The organism is Streptomyces sp. NPDC048295 (genome assembly GCF_040652135.1).
Lineage (GTDB): Bacteria > Actinomycetota > Actinomycetes > Streptomycetales > Streptomycetaceae > Streptomyces.
In genome coordinates, this window is the sequence record NZ_JBEZLL010000003.1 from 1 (window position 1) to 17,420 (window position 17,420).

General features: G+C 72.7%; 15 protein-coding genes. 5 read left to right on the forward strand and 10 right to left on the reverse strand.

Going from position 1 to position 17,420, the window contains the following annotated elements:
* Positions 1 to 1,263, reverse strand: a 1,263-nt coding sequence (locus tag AB0D53_RS04490) for an HAD-IC family P-type ATPase (protein WP_362439996.1), incomplete at its 3' end; no start/stop codon positions are given.
* A 246-nt stretch (positions 1,264 to 1,509) separates the two neighbouring features.
* Between AB0D53_RS04490 and AB0D53_RS04495 the strand changes: the two genes are divergently transcribed.
* The gene (locus AB0D53_RS04495; protein WP_329813446.1) at positions 1,510 to 2,199 is read left to right on the forward strand and encodes a copper homeostasis protein CutC; all 690 of its coding nucleotides are present in this window, start codon (positions 1,510 to 1,512) and stop codon (positions 2,197 to 2,199) included.
* A gap of 49 nt (positions 2,200 to 2,248) precedes the next feature.
* On the opposite strand, the gene AB0D53_RS04500 is transcribed toward AB0D53_RS04495, so the two are convergent.
* A complete protein-coding gene (locus tag AB0D53_RS04500) occupies positions 2,249 to 4,330 on the reverse strand; it encodes a UvrD-helicase domain-containing protein (protein WP_362439999.1) in 2,082 nt (693 codons plus the stop codon).
* Positions 4,331 to 4,706: 376 nt separating this feature from the next.
* On the opposite strand from AB0D53_RS04500, the gene AB0D53_RS04505 reads away from it, so the two are divergent.
* Positions 4,707 to 4,901, forward strand: coding sequence for a hypothetical protein (locus AB0D53_RS04505; RefSeq protein WP_362440002.1), 195 nt, complete (start codon positions 4,707 to 4,709; stop codon positions 4,899 to 4,901).
* Between the two features lie 29 nt (positions 4,902 to 4,930).
* On the opposite strand, the gene AB0D53_RS04510 is transcribed toward AB0D53_RS04505, so the two are convergent.
* From AB0D53_RS04510 to AB0D53_RS04520, 3 genes are all read right to left on the reverse strand, one after another.
* Complete coding sequence (locus tag AB0D53_RS04510; protein ID WP_362440006.1) at positions 4,931 to 6,574, reverse strand: DNA repair helicase XPB; 1,644 nt, start codon at positions 6,572 to 6,574, stop codon at positions 4,931 to 4,933.
* 100 nt (positions 6,575 to 6,674) lie between these two features.
* A complete protein-coding gene (locus AB0D53_RS04515) occupies positions 6,675 to 7,217 on the reverse strand; it encodes a hypothetical protein (RefSeq protein WP_362440010.1) in 543 nt (180 codons plus the stop codon).
* A gap of 150 nt (positions 7,218 to 7,367) precedes the next feature.
* Positions 7,368 to 9,827 carry a helicase C-terminal domain-containing protein gene (locus tag AB0D53_RS04520; RefSeq protein WP_362440013.1) on the reverse strand — a complete coding sequence of 820 codons (2,460 nt, stop codon included), beginning with the start codon at positions 9,825 to 9,827 and terminating at the stop codon, positions 7,368 to 7,370.
* A gap of 85 nt (positions 9,828 to 9,912) precedes the next feature.
* On the opposite strand from AB0D53_RS04520, the gene AB0D53_RS04525 reads away from it, so the two are divergent.
* On the forward strand, positions 9,913 to 10,986 hold the full coding sequence (locus AB0D53_RS04525; protein WP_362440016.1) for a hypothetical protein: 1,074 nt from the start codon (positions 9,913 to 9,915) through the stop codon (positions 10,984 to 10,986).
* Positions 10,987 to 11,154: 168 nt separating this feature from the next.
* On the opposite strand, the gene AB0D53_RS04530 is transcribed toward AB0D53_RS04525, so the two are convergent.
* From AB0D53_RS04530 to AB0D53_RS04545, 4 genes are read right to left on the reverse strand one after another with little or no spacing between them, the layout of a single operon-like run.
* Positions 11,155 to 12,150, reverse strand: a complete 996-nt coding sequence (locus tag AB0D53_RS04530) for an iron-siderophore ABC transporter substrate-binding protein (RefSeq protein ID WP_362440019.1) — start codon at positions 12,148 to 12,150, stop codon at positions 11,155 to 11,157.
* A 56-nt stretch (positions 12,151 to 12,206) separates the two neighbouring features.
* On the reverse strand, positions 12,207 to 13,067 hold the full coding sequence (locus AB0D53_RS04535; RefSeq protein WP_362440022.1) for an ABC transporter ATP-binding protein: 861 nt from the start codon (positions 13,065 to 13,067) through the stop codon (positions 12,207 to 12,209).
* Positions 13,064 to 14,146, reverse strand: a complete 1,083-nt coding sequence (locus AB0D53_RS04540; protein WP_362440025.1) for an iron chelate uptake ABC transporter family permease subunit — start codon at positions 14,144 to 14,146, stop codon at positions 13,064 to 13,066. Before AB0D53_RS04540 ends, AB0D53_RS04535 begins: the two co-directional genes overlap by 4 nt.
* Positions 14,143 to 15,153 carry an iron ABC transporter permease gene (locus tag AB0D53_RS04545; protein ID WP_362440028.1) on the reverse strand — a complete coding sequence of 337 codons (1,011 nt, stop codon included), beginning with the start codon at positions 15,151 to 15,153 and terminating at the stop codon, positions 14,143 to 14,145. Before AB0D53_RS04545 ends, AB0D53_RS04540 begins: the two co-directional genes overlap by 4 nt.
* 139 nt (positions 15,154 to 15,292) lie before the next feature.
* Between AB0D53_RS04545 and AB0D53_RS04550 the strand changes: the two genes are divergently transcribed.
* The gene (locus AB0D53_RS04550; protein ID WP_362440031.1) at positions 15,293 to 15,910 is read left to right on the forward strand and encodes an HAD family hydrolase; all 618 of its coding nucleotides are present in this window, start codon (positions 15,293 to 15,295) and stop codon (positions 15,908 to 15,910) included.
* 16 nt (positions 15,911 to 15,926) lie between these two features.
* Here the strand turns inward: AB0D53_RS04550 and AB0D53_RS04555 are convergent, their stop codons facing one another.
* Positions 15,927 to 16,361 (reverse strand): ATP-binding protein, encoded by a 435-nt coding sequence (locus tag AB0D53_RS04555; RefSeq protein ID WP_362440034.1) that lies wholly within the window; start codon positions 16,359 to 16,361, stop codon positions 15,927 to 15,929.
* Between the two features lie 196 nt (positions 16,362 to 16,557).
* Between AB0D53_RS04555 and AB0D53_RS04560 the strand changes: the two genes are divergently transcribed.
* A complete protein-coding gene (locus tag AB0D53_RS04560; protein ID WP_362440037.1) occupies positions 16,558 to 17,409 on the forward strand; it encodes a helix-turn-helix transcriptional regulator in 852 nt (283 codons plus the stop codon).
* The last annotated feature ends 11 nt before the right edge of the window (positions 17,410 to 17,420 follow it).

A 17,420-nucleotide genomic window follows, 5' to 3' on the forward strand; every position in this document is an offset into this window, starting at 1 on the left:
GGTGCCGACCATGAGGGCGGTCGGGGTGGCGAGGCCCAGGGCGCAGGGGCAGGCGATGATCAGCACGGCCACGGCGGCGGTGAACGCGGCGGTCAGGCCCGCGCCGTTGCCGAGCCAGAAGCCGAGCGTGCCGAGCGCCAGGGCGATGACGACGGGGACGAAGACGGCCGAGATCCGGTCCGCGAGGCGCTGGGCCGCCGCCTTGCCGTTCTGCGCGTCCTCGACCAGCTTCGCCATCCGGGCCAGCTGGGTGTCGGCGCCGATCCTGGTCGCCTCGACGACGAGCCGGCCGCCCGCGTTGAGCGTGGCCCCGGTGACGGAGTCGCCGACGCCGACCTCCACGGGCACGGACTCGCCGGTGAGCATCGAGGCGTCCACGGCCGAGGCACCCTCGACGACGGTGCCGTCGGTGGCGATCTTCTCGCCGGGGCGGACCAGGAACCGGTCGCCGACCTGGAGTTCGGCGGTCGGTACGGTCACCTCGCCGCCGCCGCGCAACACGGTGACCTCCTTGGCGCCGAGCTCCAGCAGTGCCTTGAGGGCCGCGCCCGCCTTCCGCTTGGAGCGGGCCTCGAAGTAGCGTCCGGCCAGGATGAAGGCGGTGACTCCGGCGGCCGCCTCCAGATAGATGTTCCCGGCGCCGTCGCTCCGTCCGATGGTCAGTTCGAAGGGGTGCGTCATGCCGACCATGCCCGCCGTGCCGAAGAACAGCGCCCACAGCGACCAGAGGAACGCGGCCGAGGTGCCGACCGAGATCAGCGTGTCCATCGTCGCCGCGCCGTGCCGGGCGTTGGTCCAGGCGGCCTTGTGGAACGGCCAGGCGGCATAGGTGACGACGGGGGCCGTCAGCGTCAGCGAGAGCCACTGCCAGTAGTCGAACTGGAGCGCCGGGATCATCGACATCGCGATCACCGGCACGGCGAGCGCGACGGCGGTCAGCAGCCGCTGGCGCAGGGGCCGCAGCTCGTCGGCCCCGTCGGCCTCGGGGGCGTCCTCCTCGGCGCGTACCGGGGGAGCGGGCTCGTGCGCGGTGTAGCCGGTCTTCTCGACGGTGGTGATCAGGTCCTGTACGGAGATGTCCTCGCCCCGGTAGCTGACCTTGGCCTTCTCGGTGGCGTAGTTGACGGTGGCCTCGACGCCGTCCATCCGGTTGAGCTTCTTCTCGATGCGGGCCGCGCAGGAGGCGCAGGTCATGCCGCCGATCGCGAGCTCGACCTCTGCGGTGCCGGTGGCAGTGCCGGTTGTGGCGGTGTGCGCGGACACGATGTCCTCCCTGGCGGTGACGGTGATACCCCTAGGGGGTATGCATTGCTGATTCAGGTATACCCCCCTCCCCTATGAAACGCAAGGGTGGATATGCCGCACGGGCCCGGATCGTGAGCGTTCGATCACCCGATGTGCGTCTGACCTCACGTATCTTCGCCTGGCATTGAGGCTGCATCCTCGGTGTACCGACCCGTAGGCTGGCCATTGGACTAGACCTATTGATGCTTCCTGGAGGATGGGCCCATGAGCAACCGTGCAGTCCTGGAGGTGATCGCTCTCGACGCGGAGGACGCGGTCGCCGCCCAGGCGGGTGGTGCGGACCGGCTTGAGCTGGTCACCGACATGGCGGCGGACGGTCTGACCCCGTCCTGTGCGACCTTCGCGGAGATCCGGGCCGCGGTGGACATCCCGCTGCGGGTGATGCTCAGGCTGGCGGACGGTTTCGCGGCCGGCGACATCGAGGTGCTGGTGGACCGGGCGCGCGAGCTGCGCGCGGCGGGCGCCGAGGAATTCGTCCTCGGTTTCCTCGACGAGGAGGGCCGCCCGGACCTGGTCGCCGTCGAACGGCTCGTCGCCGAGCTGGACGGCTGCCGCTGGACCTTCCACCGGGCGATCGACCGGGCCGCCGACCGGGACGCCCTGCGCAAGCGGCTGGCGGACCTGCCCGGCCTGGACACGTACCTCACCGCCGGCTCGCCCAAGGGCGTCGACGACGGCATCCCGACACTGCTGGCCGAGGCGGCCCGCAAGGGCGAGCCCGGCTACGAGCCGCAGATCCTGGTGGGCGGCGGGCTGCGCCTGGAGCACCTGCCGGAGCTGCTGGCCGCGGGCATCGACGCCGTGCACATCGGCGGCGCGGCGCGCCCGCACGGGTGGTCGGGGCCGGTGGACGCGGCAGCGGTACGGGAGTGGCGCACCGTGCTCGACGCGTAGCGGGACGGGGATCCGGGGGTGCGGGGGCTCTGCCCCGCACCCCCGCTCCTCAGACGCTGCGTACCAGCTCGGCCGGCAGCTCCGCCGAGTGCACCACCGTCAGCCCCGACACCGCACGCGTCAGCGCCACGTACAGCCGACGCAGGCCCGTCCGTTCGTCCGGTTCGCCGTCGACCACCGCGGCCGGCTCGTCCAGCACCACGTAGTCGTACTCCAGGCCCTTCGCCAGCGACGCCGGGACCAGGGTCAGGCGGGACTCGGCGGTCGTCTCCTCACCGGGCGAGAGATACGCGTGCCCCGCCGCGGCCAGCGCCTGAGCCAGCGCGGGGATCCGCGCGTCGGCCGCGATCAGGCCGATCGAACCCTCCCGCTCCAGCGACTCCTCGCACGCCGCCAGCACCGCCGCGTCCAGCTCCGCCGGACCGCCCGCCGCCCGCACCTCCAGCGAACCCGGCGACTCACGCACCGACTCCACCGCCGCCAGGCCCGGCGAGATCACCGGCAGCAGCCGCGAGGCGTACGCGATCACCTCGCGCGGCACACGGAAGCCCGCCGTCAGCTCCTCCACCACCGCGTCCGACTTGCCGAGATGGTGCAGCGCCTGCGCCCAGCTCTCCGTCGACCACGGCGTCGTGCCCTGGGCGAGATCGCCGAGGACCGTCGCCGAACCCGTGGTGCAGCGCCGCCCCACCGCCCGGTACTGCATGGGGGACAGGTCCTGCGCCTCGTCGAGCACCACATGGCCGAGCGAATGCGTACGCGCCACCAGATCGTTCGCCTCGTCGATCAGCACCGCGTCCGCCGCCGACCACTTCGCCGACTTCACGCTCCGGGCCGGCTTCGTCCACAGGATCGTCTTCTGCTCGTCCTCGCTGAGCAGCCCCTGGGCGTGGGCGGCCAGGAACTCCGCGTCCGACAGCAGCCGCAGCACCAGCTTCGCCGGGTCGACGGCCGGCCAGATCGCCTTCACCGCAGCCTTCACGGCGGGATTGCGGGCCACCGCGTTCTGCACCCGGTCGTCGGGCGCCTCGCCCGCCTCCTCCATCCGGACCAGGACGGAGTGCGCGATGCGCTGCGGAAGCGCGTCGTGGGCGGCCCCGTAGCGCATGTCGCGGGCCAGCAGCTCGGTGACCATCTCCTCCAGCTCGTACGCCGGAACCCGCCAGCGCCGCGAACCGCGCACCACCACGACCGGCTCCGTCGGCGGCGTCACATGCGAACGGATCGCCCGCCGCAGCACTTCGGCCATCCGGGCGTCGCCCTTGACGACGGCGGCGTCCGCCGGGTCCTCCCCGCGCACCTCGATGCCGGCCGTCACCAGGTCGTCGACGGTCGCCTGCTTCACCGCCAGCTCACCGAGGGCCGGCAGCACCTGCTCGATGTACTGGAGGAAGGACCGGTTCGGCCCGATGACCAGGGTGCCGGTACGGGCCAGCCGCTCCCGGTGCGCGTACAGCAGATACGCCACCCGGTGCAGGCCGACGGCCGTCTTCCCGGTGCCGGGGCCACCCTGCACGCACACCGTCCCGCCGAGCTCGCTGCGGACGATCTCGTCCTGCTCGGGCTGGATCGTCGCGACGATGTCCCGCATCGGACCGACACGCGGCCGCTCGATCTCCGCCTGGAGCAGCTTGCTGGTCTGCTCGGCCTCGGCGGGGTCGGTGAGGTGCTCGTCCTCGTACGCGGTCAGCTCACCGCCGGTGTAACCGAAGCGGCGACGCTGCCCCACGTCCTGCGGGTCCTTCCTGGACGCCCGGTAGAACGGCTGCGAGACGGGCGCGCGCCAGTCGATGACCATCGGGTCCCCGCCGGCGTCGTGGACATGGCGGCGCCCGATGTAGAACTGCTCGCCCTCCGCGCCCTCGGCCTGCTCGGCACCGACCCGGTGCAGATAGTCCAGCCGCCCGAAGAAGAGCGGGGTGTGGGCGAGATCGGCGAGCGACTTGATGCGCTCGTCGATCTGCGCCTGCAGGACGGCCGCGTTGACCCAGTTCGCGGTGACATCGCGGATGTCCAGGGCCTGGGCGTCCTCGCGCATGGCGCGCAACGCGGCGCGGGACGCCGTGAGATGGGCGCGTTCGCGGGCCAGGGGATCGGTGGTGGTGTCGCTCTCGTGTTCGTGCGCGGGCACGGTGTTGCCTCCGGCTGTTCAACGCAGGACGGCGGACCGCAGCCCGTCCCCGGCAGGTGCTCGGGGGCGATGCGGTCCGCTGGGGGATCGATCACGGGTACGCGCAGCGGGTGCGCGTACGGCTGTCGGCCGGTTTCCGTCCGGTCGGCGGCGCTCCCCCGGCTGCCGGCGGGACCTTGCGGGCCGCTGCCGGTACCACGGTGCGGGAGGCGGGCAGACCGGCGATTGTATCGACCGCGTCCGCCGGGGGCGAGCGGATTACCGACGGCGTCCATCCCGTAGGGGACGGCATGCGACCGCAGACCTACCCGCGCCGCTCCCGGATTCCGCCCGCGGGCCGATGCCCGTACGAGCCGGACGCAGGACCATGGAACACATGAGCACAGTTCTCCTGAACCCCCGCAGGACCGGCCCCGCGCACGGCGCGACCGCGGCCACCGGTCACCACCGCAGCCACCGCCTCGGCGACGCGGTCCGCGCCGTCAAGGTCTTCGCCCGCGCCGCGTTCGGCGTGGTCGTGCTCGGCGAGTACGCGGAGGAGGCGGGCGTCCGCCGCCACCACGCCCACTGAGCACGACCGGGCACACCCGCGACCGCCGGTCAGCTGTCGGCCAGCAGCTCGTCCGCGTCCACGATCCGGTACGCGTACCCCTGCTCGGCCAGGAACCGCTGGCGGTGCGCCGCGAAGTCCTGGTCGATCGTGTCGCGCGCGACCACCGAGTAGAACCGCGCCTCGTGCCCGTCCGCCTTCGGCCGCAGCACCCGGCCGAGCCGCTGCGCCTCCTCCTGGCGCGAGCCGAAGGTCCCCGAGACCTGGATCGCGACGGTCGCCTCCGGCAGGTCGATGGAGAAGTTCGCGACCTTCGAGACCACCAGGACGTGGAGTTCGCCCTCCCGGAACGCGTCGAAGAGCTTCTCGCGCTGGGCGTTGCTCGTCTCGCCCTTGATCACCGGGGCGTTCAGATGCTCACCCAGCTCGTCGAGCTGGTCGATGTACTGCCCGATGACCAGGGTCTGCTCGCCGCGGTGCTTGCGCACCAGCGCCTCCGTCACCTTCCGCTTCGTCGCGGTCGTCGCACAGAACCGGTACTTCTCCTCGGCCTCGGCGGTCGCGTAGGCAAGCCGCTCCGAGTCCGTCAGATTGACCCGCACCTCGACGCAGTCGGCCGGCGCGATGTAGCCCTGCGCCTCGATCTCCTTCCACGGGGCGTCGAACCGCTTGGGCCCGATCAGCGAGAAGACGTCCGATTCGCGGCCGTCCTCGCGCACCAGCGTCGCGGTGAGACCGAGGCGCCGCCGGGCCTGGAGGTCGGCGGTGAACTTGAAGACGGGCGCGGGCAGCAGATGCACCTCGTCGTAGATCACCAGCCCCCAGTCGCGGGAGTCGAACAGCTCCAGGTGCGGGTAGACGCCCTTGCGACGGGTCGTCAGCACCTGGTACGTGGCGATGGTGACCGGCCGGATCTCCTTGCGCGTACCGCTGTACTCGCCGATCTCGTCCTCGGTCAGCGAAGTCCGCTTCACCAGCTCGTGCTTCCACTGCCGGGCCGAGACGGTGTTCGTCACCAGGATCAGCGTGGTCGCCTTCGCCTGGGCCATGGCACCGGCCCCGACCAGGGTCTTCCCCGCACCACAGGGCAGTACGACGACACCCGAGCCACCGTGCCAGAACCCTTCGACGGCCTGCTTCTGGTACGGCCGCAGCGCCCAGCCGTCCTCGGCCAGATCGATGGGGTGCGCCTCGCCGTCGACGTAACCGGCGAGGTCCTCGGCCGGCCAGCCCAGCTTCAGCAGCGTCTGCTTGATCTGCCCGCGCTCGGACGGGTGCACCGCCACGGTGTCCGGGTCGATCCGCGCCCCGACCAGCGGCTGCACCTTCTTCGACCGGAGGATCTCCTCCAGCACGGGCCGGTCGGTGGAGGTCAGCACCAGGCCGTGCACCGGGTGCTTGGACAGGGTGAGGCGGCCGTACCTGGCCATCGTCTCGGCGATGTCGACGAGCAGCGCGTGCGGAACGGGGTAGCGCGAGTACTGCACGAGGGCGTCGACGACCTGCTCGGCGTCGTGCCCGGCGGCGCGCGCGTTCCACAGCCCGAGCGGCGTCAGCCGGTAGGTGTGGATGTGCTCGGGCGCCCGCTCCAGCTCGGCGAAGGGCGCGATGGCCCGGCGGCAGGCGTCGGCCTGGTCGTGGTCGACTTCGAGGAGCAGCGTCTTGTCGCTCTGGACGATGAGAGGTCCGGTCACGCGCGTCGGCCCTTTCTGCGGGGTGCGGCCACGGATGCGGCCAAACGTCCAGTGTGCCGCATGCGGGCGCGGTCGCGCCGGGTGCGGGCCCGTCCGCCGGTCAGTCCGCCCGGCGGCGGCCCCGTCCTTCGGGGAGCTGCCCCAGGTGTACGGCGGCGTGAACGGTCTGCGCCAGTTGCCGGACGTCCTCGGTGAAGGTGTCGACGCGGATCCTGCGTCCGTCGGTCAGCACGAGGTCACAGGTGAAGCCCACGCCGCGGGCCTCGGCCAGCGGCCGGTCTTCCTCGCCGCGCGCGCCGACGGACGCGATGTCCTGCCACGGGACCAGGGTGACGGTGCCCGCGACGCGGTGGGTCAGCCCCCGTTCGTGGATGTCGAAGCACTGCTCACGGGTACGGAACCCCTGGACCAGCCGCCAGATGCCCAGCCCCAGCCCTATCAGCCCGACGCCGAGCAGCAGGCCGGCCAGCTCCGGAGCCCCGTGGGTGGTGCCGATCGACGCGACGGCCACCGGCACCCCGAAAGCCATGCCCACCGCCCCGACGAGGAGCATCATTCCGGCGTGCCGCAGCCGTCTGCCCCCGTCGGTACGGTGCTCACGGACGAATCCCCCCAGCTGCCTGGCCGCTTCGGTGCGCCGCATGACATCCCCCTCCAGCGTCGTGGACACGACAGAGTGTGCCCTTCGCCCGGCCGGCCCGCCCCCGATTCGCACGCACTGCCACGTCCGGCTGCCACGTCCGGCCGTGGCCGATGGGGAGGGGACGGGGAAGGGGCGGGGAGGTGCCGGGGGCTACGCCGTGGTGTCGTCGGCCAGTTCGGCGACGCCGGTGATGCGGTGCAGCGGGTACGTGCGGACCTCGTCCGCCGTGTGGTCGTACGCCGTGACGAAACCGCCCTCGACCCGGACCGGGGCGATGACGCGCTGGCTGGCGGCGCCGTCCGCGTTCACATAGCCGATCCAGAGCGCCGAGCCGGTCATCGCGGCGGCCTGGACGGTGGCGAGGGTCTCGGCGGAGGTGGTGCGGGGCAGGGCGCCGGGCGCGGTGGCGGGCGATTCCGGGGCGTCCTTGCGGACCACCGTGGCGGCCGTGTCCCCGGCGCGGATCGCCCGGACCGCCGCGCCGAGCAGGGTCTCGTCCGGGACCGGAGGGCCCTCCGGCACGGGGACGGGGGCCGTGCGGGGCGGGGTGCGGCGGGCGCCCGCGCGGGTGATCAGGACATCGCCCTCGGCGGACTCGGCGGCCGGCGCGTACCCCATCTCGCGCAGCCCTTCGAGCAGGGACGCGGGGTCGACCTGGGCGGCCACGGCGGTCGGCGCGAGGCGGCGCAGGCGCAGGGTGGCCGAGCGCTTGTCGGCGAGGATCTCGTTCAGCACGGCCTCGTCGTCGCAGCGCACGTACGAGGAGGCGGCGCCGATCCGGAGGTGGCCGTGGCGGCGGGCCACGTCGTCGATGAGATAGCTGAGCGGCTGCGGGACGGGCGTGCGGCTGTGGGCGGCGAGGAACGCGTGCAGGTCGGCCGCGGACTGCCCGGCGTCCAGGGCGCGGCGTACGGAGCCGGGGGTGAAGCGGTAGACCGTCGCGCCGCCCTTCGACTCGATGTCCGCGAGGGCGGAGAGCATGTCGGCCAGGGGGCGTTCCAGCGGGCCGGGGGCGACGGCCGTCAGGTCGGCCTGGAGCAGTACGTGGTCCAGCGGTTCCGGGATGAGCGGCGCGAGCAGCGCGGCGGCCTCGGCGGGCCCGGTGCCGAGCAGGGCCCGGGTGTGCGTGGCGAGCGCGCCGCGGCCGGTGATGCCGAGGAGCTCGGACTCGTTGAGCGTCCACAGGGCGATCCGGGACCGCAGGTCGACGGTGTCCCCGGCCGAGACGGAGGCGCCGCGCAGGGGGCGTTCCCAGCGCAGCCGGGCGAGGACGGTCTCCGGGTCGGGGGCGGTGCCGGGTTCCAGGGCGGAGAGGAGGGCGAGGACCCGGTGGCGTACTTCGGGGGCGGCGGAGCGGTCGAGTTCGGGGCCCAGCGCGGACAGGGCGCGGCCCTTGGCGTCCTGGCCGCCGACCAGGCCGGAGGTGCGGGTGGCGGCGAGCCAGGCGGTGGCGAGGGCCGTCCAGCGTTCCTGGGCGGGGAGTTCGGCCCAGTCGTCGTACGCGGGCGTCGGCGCGTAGCGTTCGTCGGCCTCCCCGTCGGAGGCGAGCAGCCCGGCCGCGTAGGCGAGTTCGACCCAGAACGCGGCGACCTGCTCGGGGACCTCCAGGGCGGTGGCGGTCTTCTTCAGCTCGCGGACGCTGAGCCCGCCGGCCCGCAGTATCGCGGGGCCGCCGCCGTTCCAGCTCTTCAGCAGCTCCTCGACGGTGTTCACCGCCAGGAACGCCTGGCCGGCCGCGGCGCTGTCCACAGCCTGTGGATCGCGGTTGGCGACCGCCTCCACGGCCGGCGGCCGCGGTTCCGGTACGCGGTGGGCGCGCCCGGCCCGCAGATGCAGGGCGGCCTCGCGGGGCAGCACCACGGTGCGGGTCGACACGGGCAGCAGCAGCCCGTGGTCGCGCAGCCACTTCACGGGCGGGGTGGGGTTCGGGGTCACCTCCCCGTACGGCGGCCCCCACACCAGCCGGTCCAGTACGGACAGGGCCTCGGCCGGGGCGCTGTCCAGCAGCTCTCCCATCCTGGCCCGGTCGGTGAAGAGCGCGGACAAGGCGGCCACGGCGGAGACCGGGTCGTGCGTGGCGGGGAGCCCGGCGGCGGTCAGGATCTCCTGGAGGCGGCCCGGCGACATGCCGGAGGTCGCCTCGGCGACGGTCGGCCCGAGACCGGTGGGGGAGGCGTGCTGCGGGGACGGCGCGAGGATCTCGCGCGCCGTGCGCACCAGCCGCAGCCGCTCGTCCTCGCCCCAGACGAGGGCCTGTTCGCGCAGGGTGGCCAGCGCGCCGGGCAGCGCGCCCGCGATCGCCGCGCCCGCGCCGTCACGGTGCTCGCCGTCGTCCCGGCCGTCGCCGGTGAGCAGCCCGAGCAGCGTCTCGTACGGGGCGGGGTCGGTGGCCACCGCGAGCGCCTCGGCGGTCTGCAGGGCGAACTTGTCGAGGTGCTCCAGCGCGCGTACGACGGAGGCGCGGGTGCCGGCCCTCGTCGCGAGCTGGGTGATGTCGCCCGGCACCGGGTTGAGGAGATCGGGGCGGGCGCGCAGCAGCCCGGCCAGCGACTCGTCGTCCCGGGCGCGAAGAGCTTCGGCGAGCGTCCGCGGTGGTGTGGTCATCCCCATCCGTCCCACGGTAGCCGCTCCGGACAGGCCCGAGAGGCTCCGAGGGCGCTACCGTCGGTGCACGGCGGTAGAGGGGAACGATCGCGTGGGGATCGAGAGCGACCAGCTGGTCTACGACTATCTGAGCCGGGTCGGGGACCTGGCGCAGCAGCAACAGCTGTCCTCGGCCGCCCGGATGAGGCTGGTGGCGACGCTCCGGGGCGAGATCGACCGGCAGCGCGGGAAGCCGTCCGGGGACAGCCCGGCGGCGGTCCGCCGCATCATCGGGAGGCTCGGCACACCGGACGAACTGGTGGCCGCCGCGGCCTCGTCGGGCGACGGCACGGTGGAGATCGCGGGGCGGCCGGAGCCCGCGGCGCAGGAGGGCCGGAGCATCCCCCGGCCGCGCAAGGGGATGCTCCGGAAGGACGGCAAAGACAGTTCGCGCAAGGGCGCGTCGCGGCCCGAGGAGCCCGAGGAGCCCGGGTCCGGTGCGCCGGAGGCGCCGGCCGGCCGGGTGCCCTCGCCGCCGCACATGGCCGGTACGGACGAGCTGGGCCCGTCCGGGAGCGAGCCCGACTGGTGGCGGATCGAGCCGGGGCCGTTCGACGACGGGGTCGCCGTGCCGGGGTTCGTCGGCGGGGTCGAGATCCCGGACATGATGAGGCGGCCGCCGTCCGGGGAAGCGGCAGCGGTGCCGCGCCCGCGCGCGGCGGGGGACGAGGAGCCGGACGGGGAGCCGGGTGCCGGGGAGGAAGAGGCGGAGCAGGAGGCGCCGCGCCGCCGCCGGTTCCCGCGGCTTTGGCGCCGTGCGGCGCGCGAGGACCGGGCGGGTGGCCACGGCTTCTCCCACCCGCTGCTGCTGCTCGCCGCGGTGCTGCTGGTGGCGGGCGCCGTGACGGGTTCCTGGCTGGCCCTGGCGGGCGGCTGGCTGCTCGCGTACAGCTCGCGCACCCTGTCCCGCGTGGAGGCGAAGTGGGCCGCGATGGGGCTGCCGGGCGTGGTCGCGGCGGGTGCCCTGGTCTGGCTGTGGGGCAGGACCGACGGCCGGTGGGGCGAGCCCATCGGGACCGGGCAGATGAACGACGCGATCGACCAGACGTGGCCGTGGGTGGTGCGGGGGGCGGCCGTCGCCTCCGCGCTCTACCTGGTGTGGCGGTCGCGGAGGCCACGGCAGTGACGGCCGGGGCCACGCCCTGGTTGTGCCGGGCGGGTTCGGGACGTCAGCCGGTCCTGGTCGTGTCGGCCGGGGCCGCGTCCCGGTTCCGCTGGGCGGGTTCGGGACGTCAGCCGGTCCTGGTCGTGTCGGCCGGGCTGCGCCCCCGCCGCGCCGGGCGGGGCCGGGACGTCAGCCGGTCATCTTCGCCTGGAACTCGTCGAGGATCCTGCCCGCGGCGGTGTAGCCGATGCCCGCGATCCACAGCCGGTCGTCGACCTTGAAGACCTTCCCGTCCCTGGACGCCTTCAGCCCCTTCCACAGGCCGCTGTTCATCGTGCTGGTGGTCCTCGCCTTCGCCGGGTCGCCGTACGTCGACGTGAAGACGACGTCCGCGTCCGCGAGGTCGATCTTCTCGGGCGACACGTCGTACGAGAAGCCGTCCTTGGCCTTGTCGGTGATCGCGGGGCGGCCCATGCCGAGGTCGGCGAGGATCGAGCCGATGTAGTTCTGCTTGCCGTAGATGCGGATGTCGGCTCCCTCGACGAAGCGGACGAAGTTGACGTCGGTGTCGGCGGCCTTCTTCCTGCCGCCGATCGCCTCGGTCACCTTCGCGACATGGGCGTCGTAGTCGGCGACGGCCTTCTTCGCCTCGGCCTGCTTGCCGAGCGCCTCCGCGTGCAGCTGGAAGTTCTCCTTCCAGGCGGTTCCGGTGGACTCCGTCATGACGGTCGGGGCGATCGCCTTCAGCTGCTCGTAACGGTCGCCGTCGCGGACCTTGGAGGTGAGGATCAGGTCCGGCTTCAGCGAGGCGACGGTCTCCAGGTCGGGGTTGGCGATCTCGCCGACCTCCTTGATGCCCTTCGTCCGGCTCGCGGGCAGGTAGGAGGGGAAGCCGTCCTCCGACGCCGAGTGCGTCGCGCCGACGGGCCGCACGCCGAGGGTGAGCGCGGAGTCCAGTTCACCGGTGTCGAGGACCACGACGCGCTCGGGGGCCACCGGGACCTCGACATCACCCATGGCCGTCTTGACCGTGCGGGTCTTCGCGGAGCCGGCGCCGGAGCCCGAGTCGGAGGAGCCGGTGGCGCTCCCGCCGGACTCGGAGAATCCGCAGGCGGAGAGCGTGAGCGCGCCGGCCAGGGAGAGCGCGCCGAGAACGAGGCCGCGGCGGCGGACGGAGGAGGCCATGGGGTGCCTTTCGTGGGGACGGGGGTGGTCGGTCGTGGATGTTCCGGCGCGCGGGCTCACGCGGCCGGTCCGGCCTGCCACGGGGCGCCCGGCACGACGAGCGGTGAACCGGTCACCGGGTCCGGGACGATCACCGCTTCCAGGCCGAAGACCTCGCGTACGAGTCCGGCGGTGACGATGTCCTGCGGGTGGCCCTCGGCGACGATCCGGCCCGCCTTCATGGCGACCAGGTGGTCCGCGTACCGGGCGGCCTGGTTGAGGTCGTGGAGCACGGTGACGACGGTCCGGCCGCGGCTGCCGTCCGCCGCCGGGGCGGTGAGCCGGCGCACCAGGTCCAGGACCTCCACCTGGTGCGCGATGTCGAGGTACGTGGTCGGTTCGTCGAGCAGCAGCAGATCGGTCTCCTGGGCGAGCGCCATCGCGATCCAGACCCGCTGGCGCTGACCGCCGGACAGCTCGTCCACGGACCGGTCGCCGAGCGCGGTGATGTCCGTACGCGCCATGGCGTCCGTCACCGCCCGCTCGTCCTCGTCGGACCACTGCTGCCACCAGTGCTGATGCGGCTGGCGGCCCCGGGCGACGAGGTCGCTGACGGTGATCGCCTCCGGGGCCACCGGGGTCTGCGGCAGCAGCCCGATCGACTGGGCGATCTTCCGGGTGGGGATCTTCGACAGCTCGGTGCCGTCGAGGAGCACGGCCCCGCCGCGCGGCCTGAGGAGCCGGCCGAGCGCGCGCAGGGTGGTCGACTTGCCGCAGGCGTTCGGGCCGACGATGACCGTGACCCGGCCGTCCGGGACGTCGAGGTCCAGCGCGTCGACGACGGTGCGGTCCTCGTAGGCGAGCGTCAGCCCCCGCGCGGTGAGCCGGCCGGTCGTGGTCCCGGCCACCGTGGCGTCGGACATCGGGGTCGAACTCATGCTGTGCCTCCACTACGGCCGCGACCGCCGCCCTGCCCGCGGATGATCAGCCAGATCAGATACGGGGCGCCGACCGCCGCCGTCAGTACGCCCACCGGCAGCTCGGTGGGGGAGAAGAGCCTGCGTGCCAGCAGGTCCGCGAAGACCACGATCACCGCGCCGAGCAACGCCGAGCAGAGCAGCGGGATCTGTGCGGTGCGGGTCATCCGGCGGGCGATCTGCGGGGCGAGGAGCGCCACGAAGTCGACCGGTCCGGCCGTGCCGGTCGCCACGGACGCCAGGATCACCCCGAGCGCGACCAGACCCAGCCGTACCCGCCCCAGCCGCACCCCGAGCGCGGTCGCGGTGTCGTCGTCCATCGAGACGGTGCGCTGCGCGCGGGCGGCCCACAGGACGGCGGGCAGCAGGATCAGCAGCGTCCAGCCGATCGGGGCGGCCTCGGCCCAGCCACGGCCGTTGAGGGAGCCGGTCATCCAGATGTGCGCCTGCTGGGCGACCAGGTAGTCGCCCTTCGTCAGGAACAGCGTGGTCACCGAGCGCAGCGCGATGGCGAAGCCGATGCCGATGAGGACGAAACGGGTGGCGTGCAGTCCGCCGCGCCAGGCGAAGACGTACACGAGTGCCGCCGCGGCCACCCCGCCGATGACGGAGAGGTACGGCAGCACCGTGTACGAGGTGATGCCGAAGGTCATCGCGCCCACCGTGAGCGCGCTCGCCCCCTGGCTGATGCCGATGATGTCGGGGCTCGCGAGGGGATTGCGGGCGACGGTCTGGATCAGTGCGCCGGCGATCCCGAAGGCCGTGCCGACCAGCAGCCCCACGGTCATCCGCGGCAGCCGCAGCGTGCCGACGACGAGTTCGTCGGGGGACGGCTGTCCCAGGACCACCTTCACGACCTCGCCGGGCGCGACGAAGCTCTCGCCGACGCAGAGGTACGCGACACAGACGGCGGCCAGCAGCACGACGAGCGCGGCGGCGACCAGGGCCGCCCGCCGGTGCAGCAGGAACCGCCCCCGCGCCCCGATCCGTACGACGTGATACCCGGCCGGCCGCACCCGGACCTCGGTCGTGGCGCTCATGCGGGCACCGCCTTCCGGCGTACGAGGGCGACCAGGAACGGCACCCCGATCAGCGCCGTCATCACGCCCGCCGGGACCTCGCTCGGCGGGAAGACGATACGGCCGATCACATCGGACACCAGCAGCATCACGGGCCCGAGCAGCGCCGCCATCGGCAGCACCCAGCGGTGGTCGGAGCCGACGACCGCGCGGGCGATGTGCGGTACGGCGAGCCCGATGAAAGCGATCGGCCCGGCCGCCGCGACACCGACCCCGGTCAGCACCGTGGCTCCGACGCCGCCGACGATCCGCACCGTCGCGACGTTCTGCCCGAGCCCCTTCGCGACGTCCTCGCCGAGCGCCAGCGCGTCCAGCCCCCGCGCGACGGACAGCACGAGCACCGTCCCGAGCAGCACGAACGGCCAGATCTGCCCCGCCACCTCGGCCTCGCGCCCGCCGAGCGAGCCGACCTGCCAGAAGCGGAACTCGTCCAGTGCGGACGCCTTGGTCGTCAGCACCGCCGAGACCACCGACACCAGCAGCGCGTTGATGGCGGCGCCGCCCAGCGCGAGCTTCACGGGGGTGGCGCCCCCGCGCCCGCTCGACGCGATCGCGTACACGGCGACGGAGGCGATCGCCGCCCCCGCGAAGCCGAACCACACGTACCCCGTGAGGCTGTGGACCCCGGCGAACGCGATGGCCAGCACCACACCCACCGAGGCGCCCTGGCTGATGCCGAGGATGCCGGGGTCGGCGATGGGGTTACGGGTGATGCCCTGGAGCACGGTGCCGGCGACGGCCAGCGCGGCGCCGACCATCAGCCCGATCAGGGTGCGCGGGACGCGCATGTTCCGGATGACTTCGGCGTTGTCGGAGTGCCCGCCGTGCAGCAGGGCGTCGAACACTTCGGACGGGGGTATGGAACGGGCCCCCACGGCCAGGCTGAGGAGTACCGCCACGAGCAGCGCCGCAACGGCCGCCGCCGTCGCAAGTGCGCGTCTGGGGCGGCGTGGAGCGGCGGCTGACATCGGACCCAATCAAGTGGCGGAGAACAAGTGGCGTGAACGGCGCAAAGGTAAGGCTTGGCTAAGTCTAAGCACCGTCATTCCGGGCCTGAAGGCCGCACCGGGCACGGACGCGCCGCCCACCCCCGCGACAATGGTGGTCATGCCTTCGCACCCCCTGACGGTCGGCTTCGACCTCGACATGACGCTCCTGGACACCCGGCCCGGCATCAAGGCCGCCTACCTGGCGCTTTCCGCCGAAACGGGGACGCCGATCGACGCCGACCTGGTGGTGAGCCGGCTCGGCCCGCCGGTCGACGAGGAGCTGCGGAACTGGTTCCCGGCCGAGAAGGTGGCCGCGATCGCCGACCGCTACCGCGAGATCTATCCCACACACGCCATCGCCCCCAGCCTCGCGCTGCCGGGCGCCCGGGAGTCGATCGCGGCGATCCGCGAACGGGGCGGCCGGACGATAGTCGTCACCGCCAAGTACCGTCCGAGCGCGGAACTCCACATGTCCCACCTCGGCATCGAGCCCGACGCCGTCATCGGCGGCCTGTGGGCCGAGGCCAAGGGCCACGCCCTGCGCGAGCACGGCGCCCACATCTACGTGGGCGACCACACCGGCGACGTACGAGGCGCCCGCACGGCCGGCGCCCTGTCGGTCGCGGTCACCACGGGCCCCTGCGACGCGACGGAACTCCGGGCGGCGGGCGCGGACGTCGTCCTGTCGTCCCTGACGGAGTTCCCGGCGTGGCTGGAGGAGTACGCGGCGCGCTGAGGTCTGCGGGGGGCGCCTACGCCTTGGCCGCGCACTCGGCCCAGAGCAGTTTCCCGCCCTGCCCCGGCAGTCCGCCGCGCATCGGGTACGCGCCCCAGGACTCCGCGTAGAGCGTGACGAGATACAGCCCCCGCCCGCGTTCGGCCAGTTCCTCCGGTGCCGGAGTGCCCCATCGGAACGGGGCCGGGATGTGCGGATCGGTGTCCCGGACGCTGAGCCGGATGCGGCTGCGTCCGGCGTCGCGCAGGCGCAGGGAGTACGGCCCCGAGGAGTAGAGGTAGGCGTTGGTGACCAGCTCGCTGGCCAACAGTTCGGCGATCTCGGTGAGTTCGGGCATGCCGTGCACGCGCAGGACGTTGCGGAGGGTGGCACGGGCGACGCCGGGGGCGCGGGGATCCTGCGGGAGTTGGAGGGTGTATGTCCAGGGCGGGGATACCGTGGAACCGACCATGGAAGTCTCCGTTCACGGGAGGAAGTTGGATCGCGGATTTCCGATTGCCCGGTGACGAGGCCGCTCCGTCGAGCGGGGTACTTCCGGGCGGGTGGCCTGAGACCCAAGGTAGAGCGCAACATGGAATACATTCCATGAAGTTCGCGGAATAGATGCCAGATACCCTCGTGTGGGTGACGAAGCCGGGGAGAGAGTGATGTCAGCCAGCACAACGCCAACAGCCCGCCGACAGCGGCTGGGAGCCGAGCTTCGCAAGTTGCGTGAGCGTGCTGGGATCACCGCGACCGAGGCCGCCAAGCTCCTCGGCGGCAACCAGGCTCGCATCAGCAACATCGAAGCCGGCCGCTATGGCGTCAGTGCGGAGCGCGTGCGCACACTGTCCAGCCACTACAACTGCCCGGACCACGAGTTGGTCAACGCGCTGGCAGCCATGACCGGCGACCGCAAGCGCGGCTGGTGGGAGGAGTATCGCGAGATTCTTTCCAACGGCCTGCTGGACCTGGCAGAGCTTGAGCATCATGGGGCCGCGCTGCGCACCTCGCACACAGCCGGACTGCCTGGGCTGCTCCAGACCGCAGACCATGCACGTGAGGTGTTCCGCCAGGTTGTTCCCGCTCTGCCTCCTCCGGAGGTCGAGCACCGCCTGTCTTTTCGCATCAAGCGACAAGGCGTCATCTTCCGGGAGGACCCGCCTCCTTACCGTGCGGTCATCCACGAAGCGGCTCTGCACATGGAATTCGGCGGGCCGACCGTGGCCAGGCAGCAACTGGCGCATCTCCTGACCATGAGCGAGCGTGAGCAGGTCACGATTCAAGTGATCCCGTTCAGGGCGGGTGCGTACCCAGGAGCGGGACAGCCCATCTACTACGTTCACGGGCCCGTGCCGCAGCTGGACACCGTTCAGCTGGATCAGGCACACGGCATCGTCCTCCTGGATGCCGAAGCCCAACTCAACAAATACCGCAAGGTCCTGGCCCGTCTGGAGTCGCTTGCCCTGGACGTTGCCGGGTCGCGAGACCTGATACACGCCGTTGCCCACAGCCTGTGAAGGGATCCGAA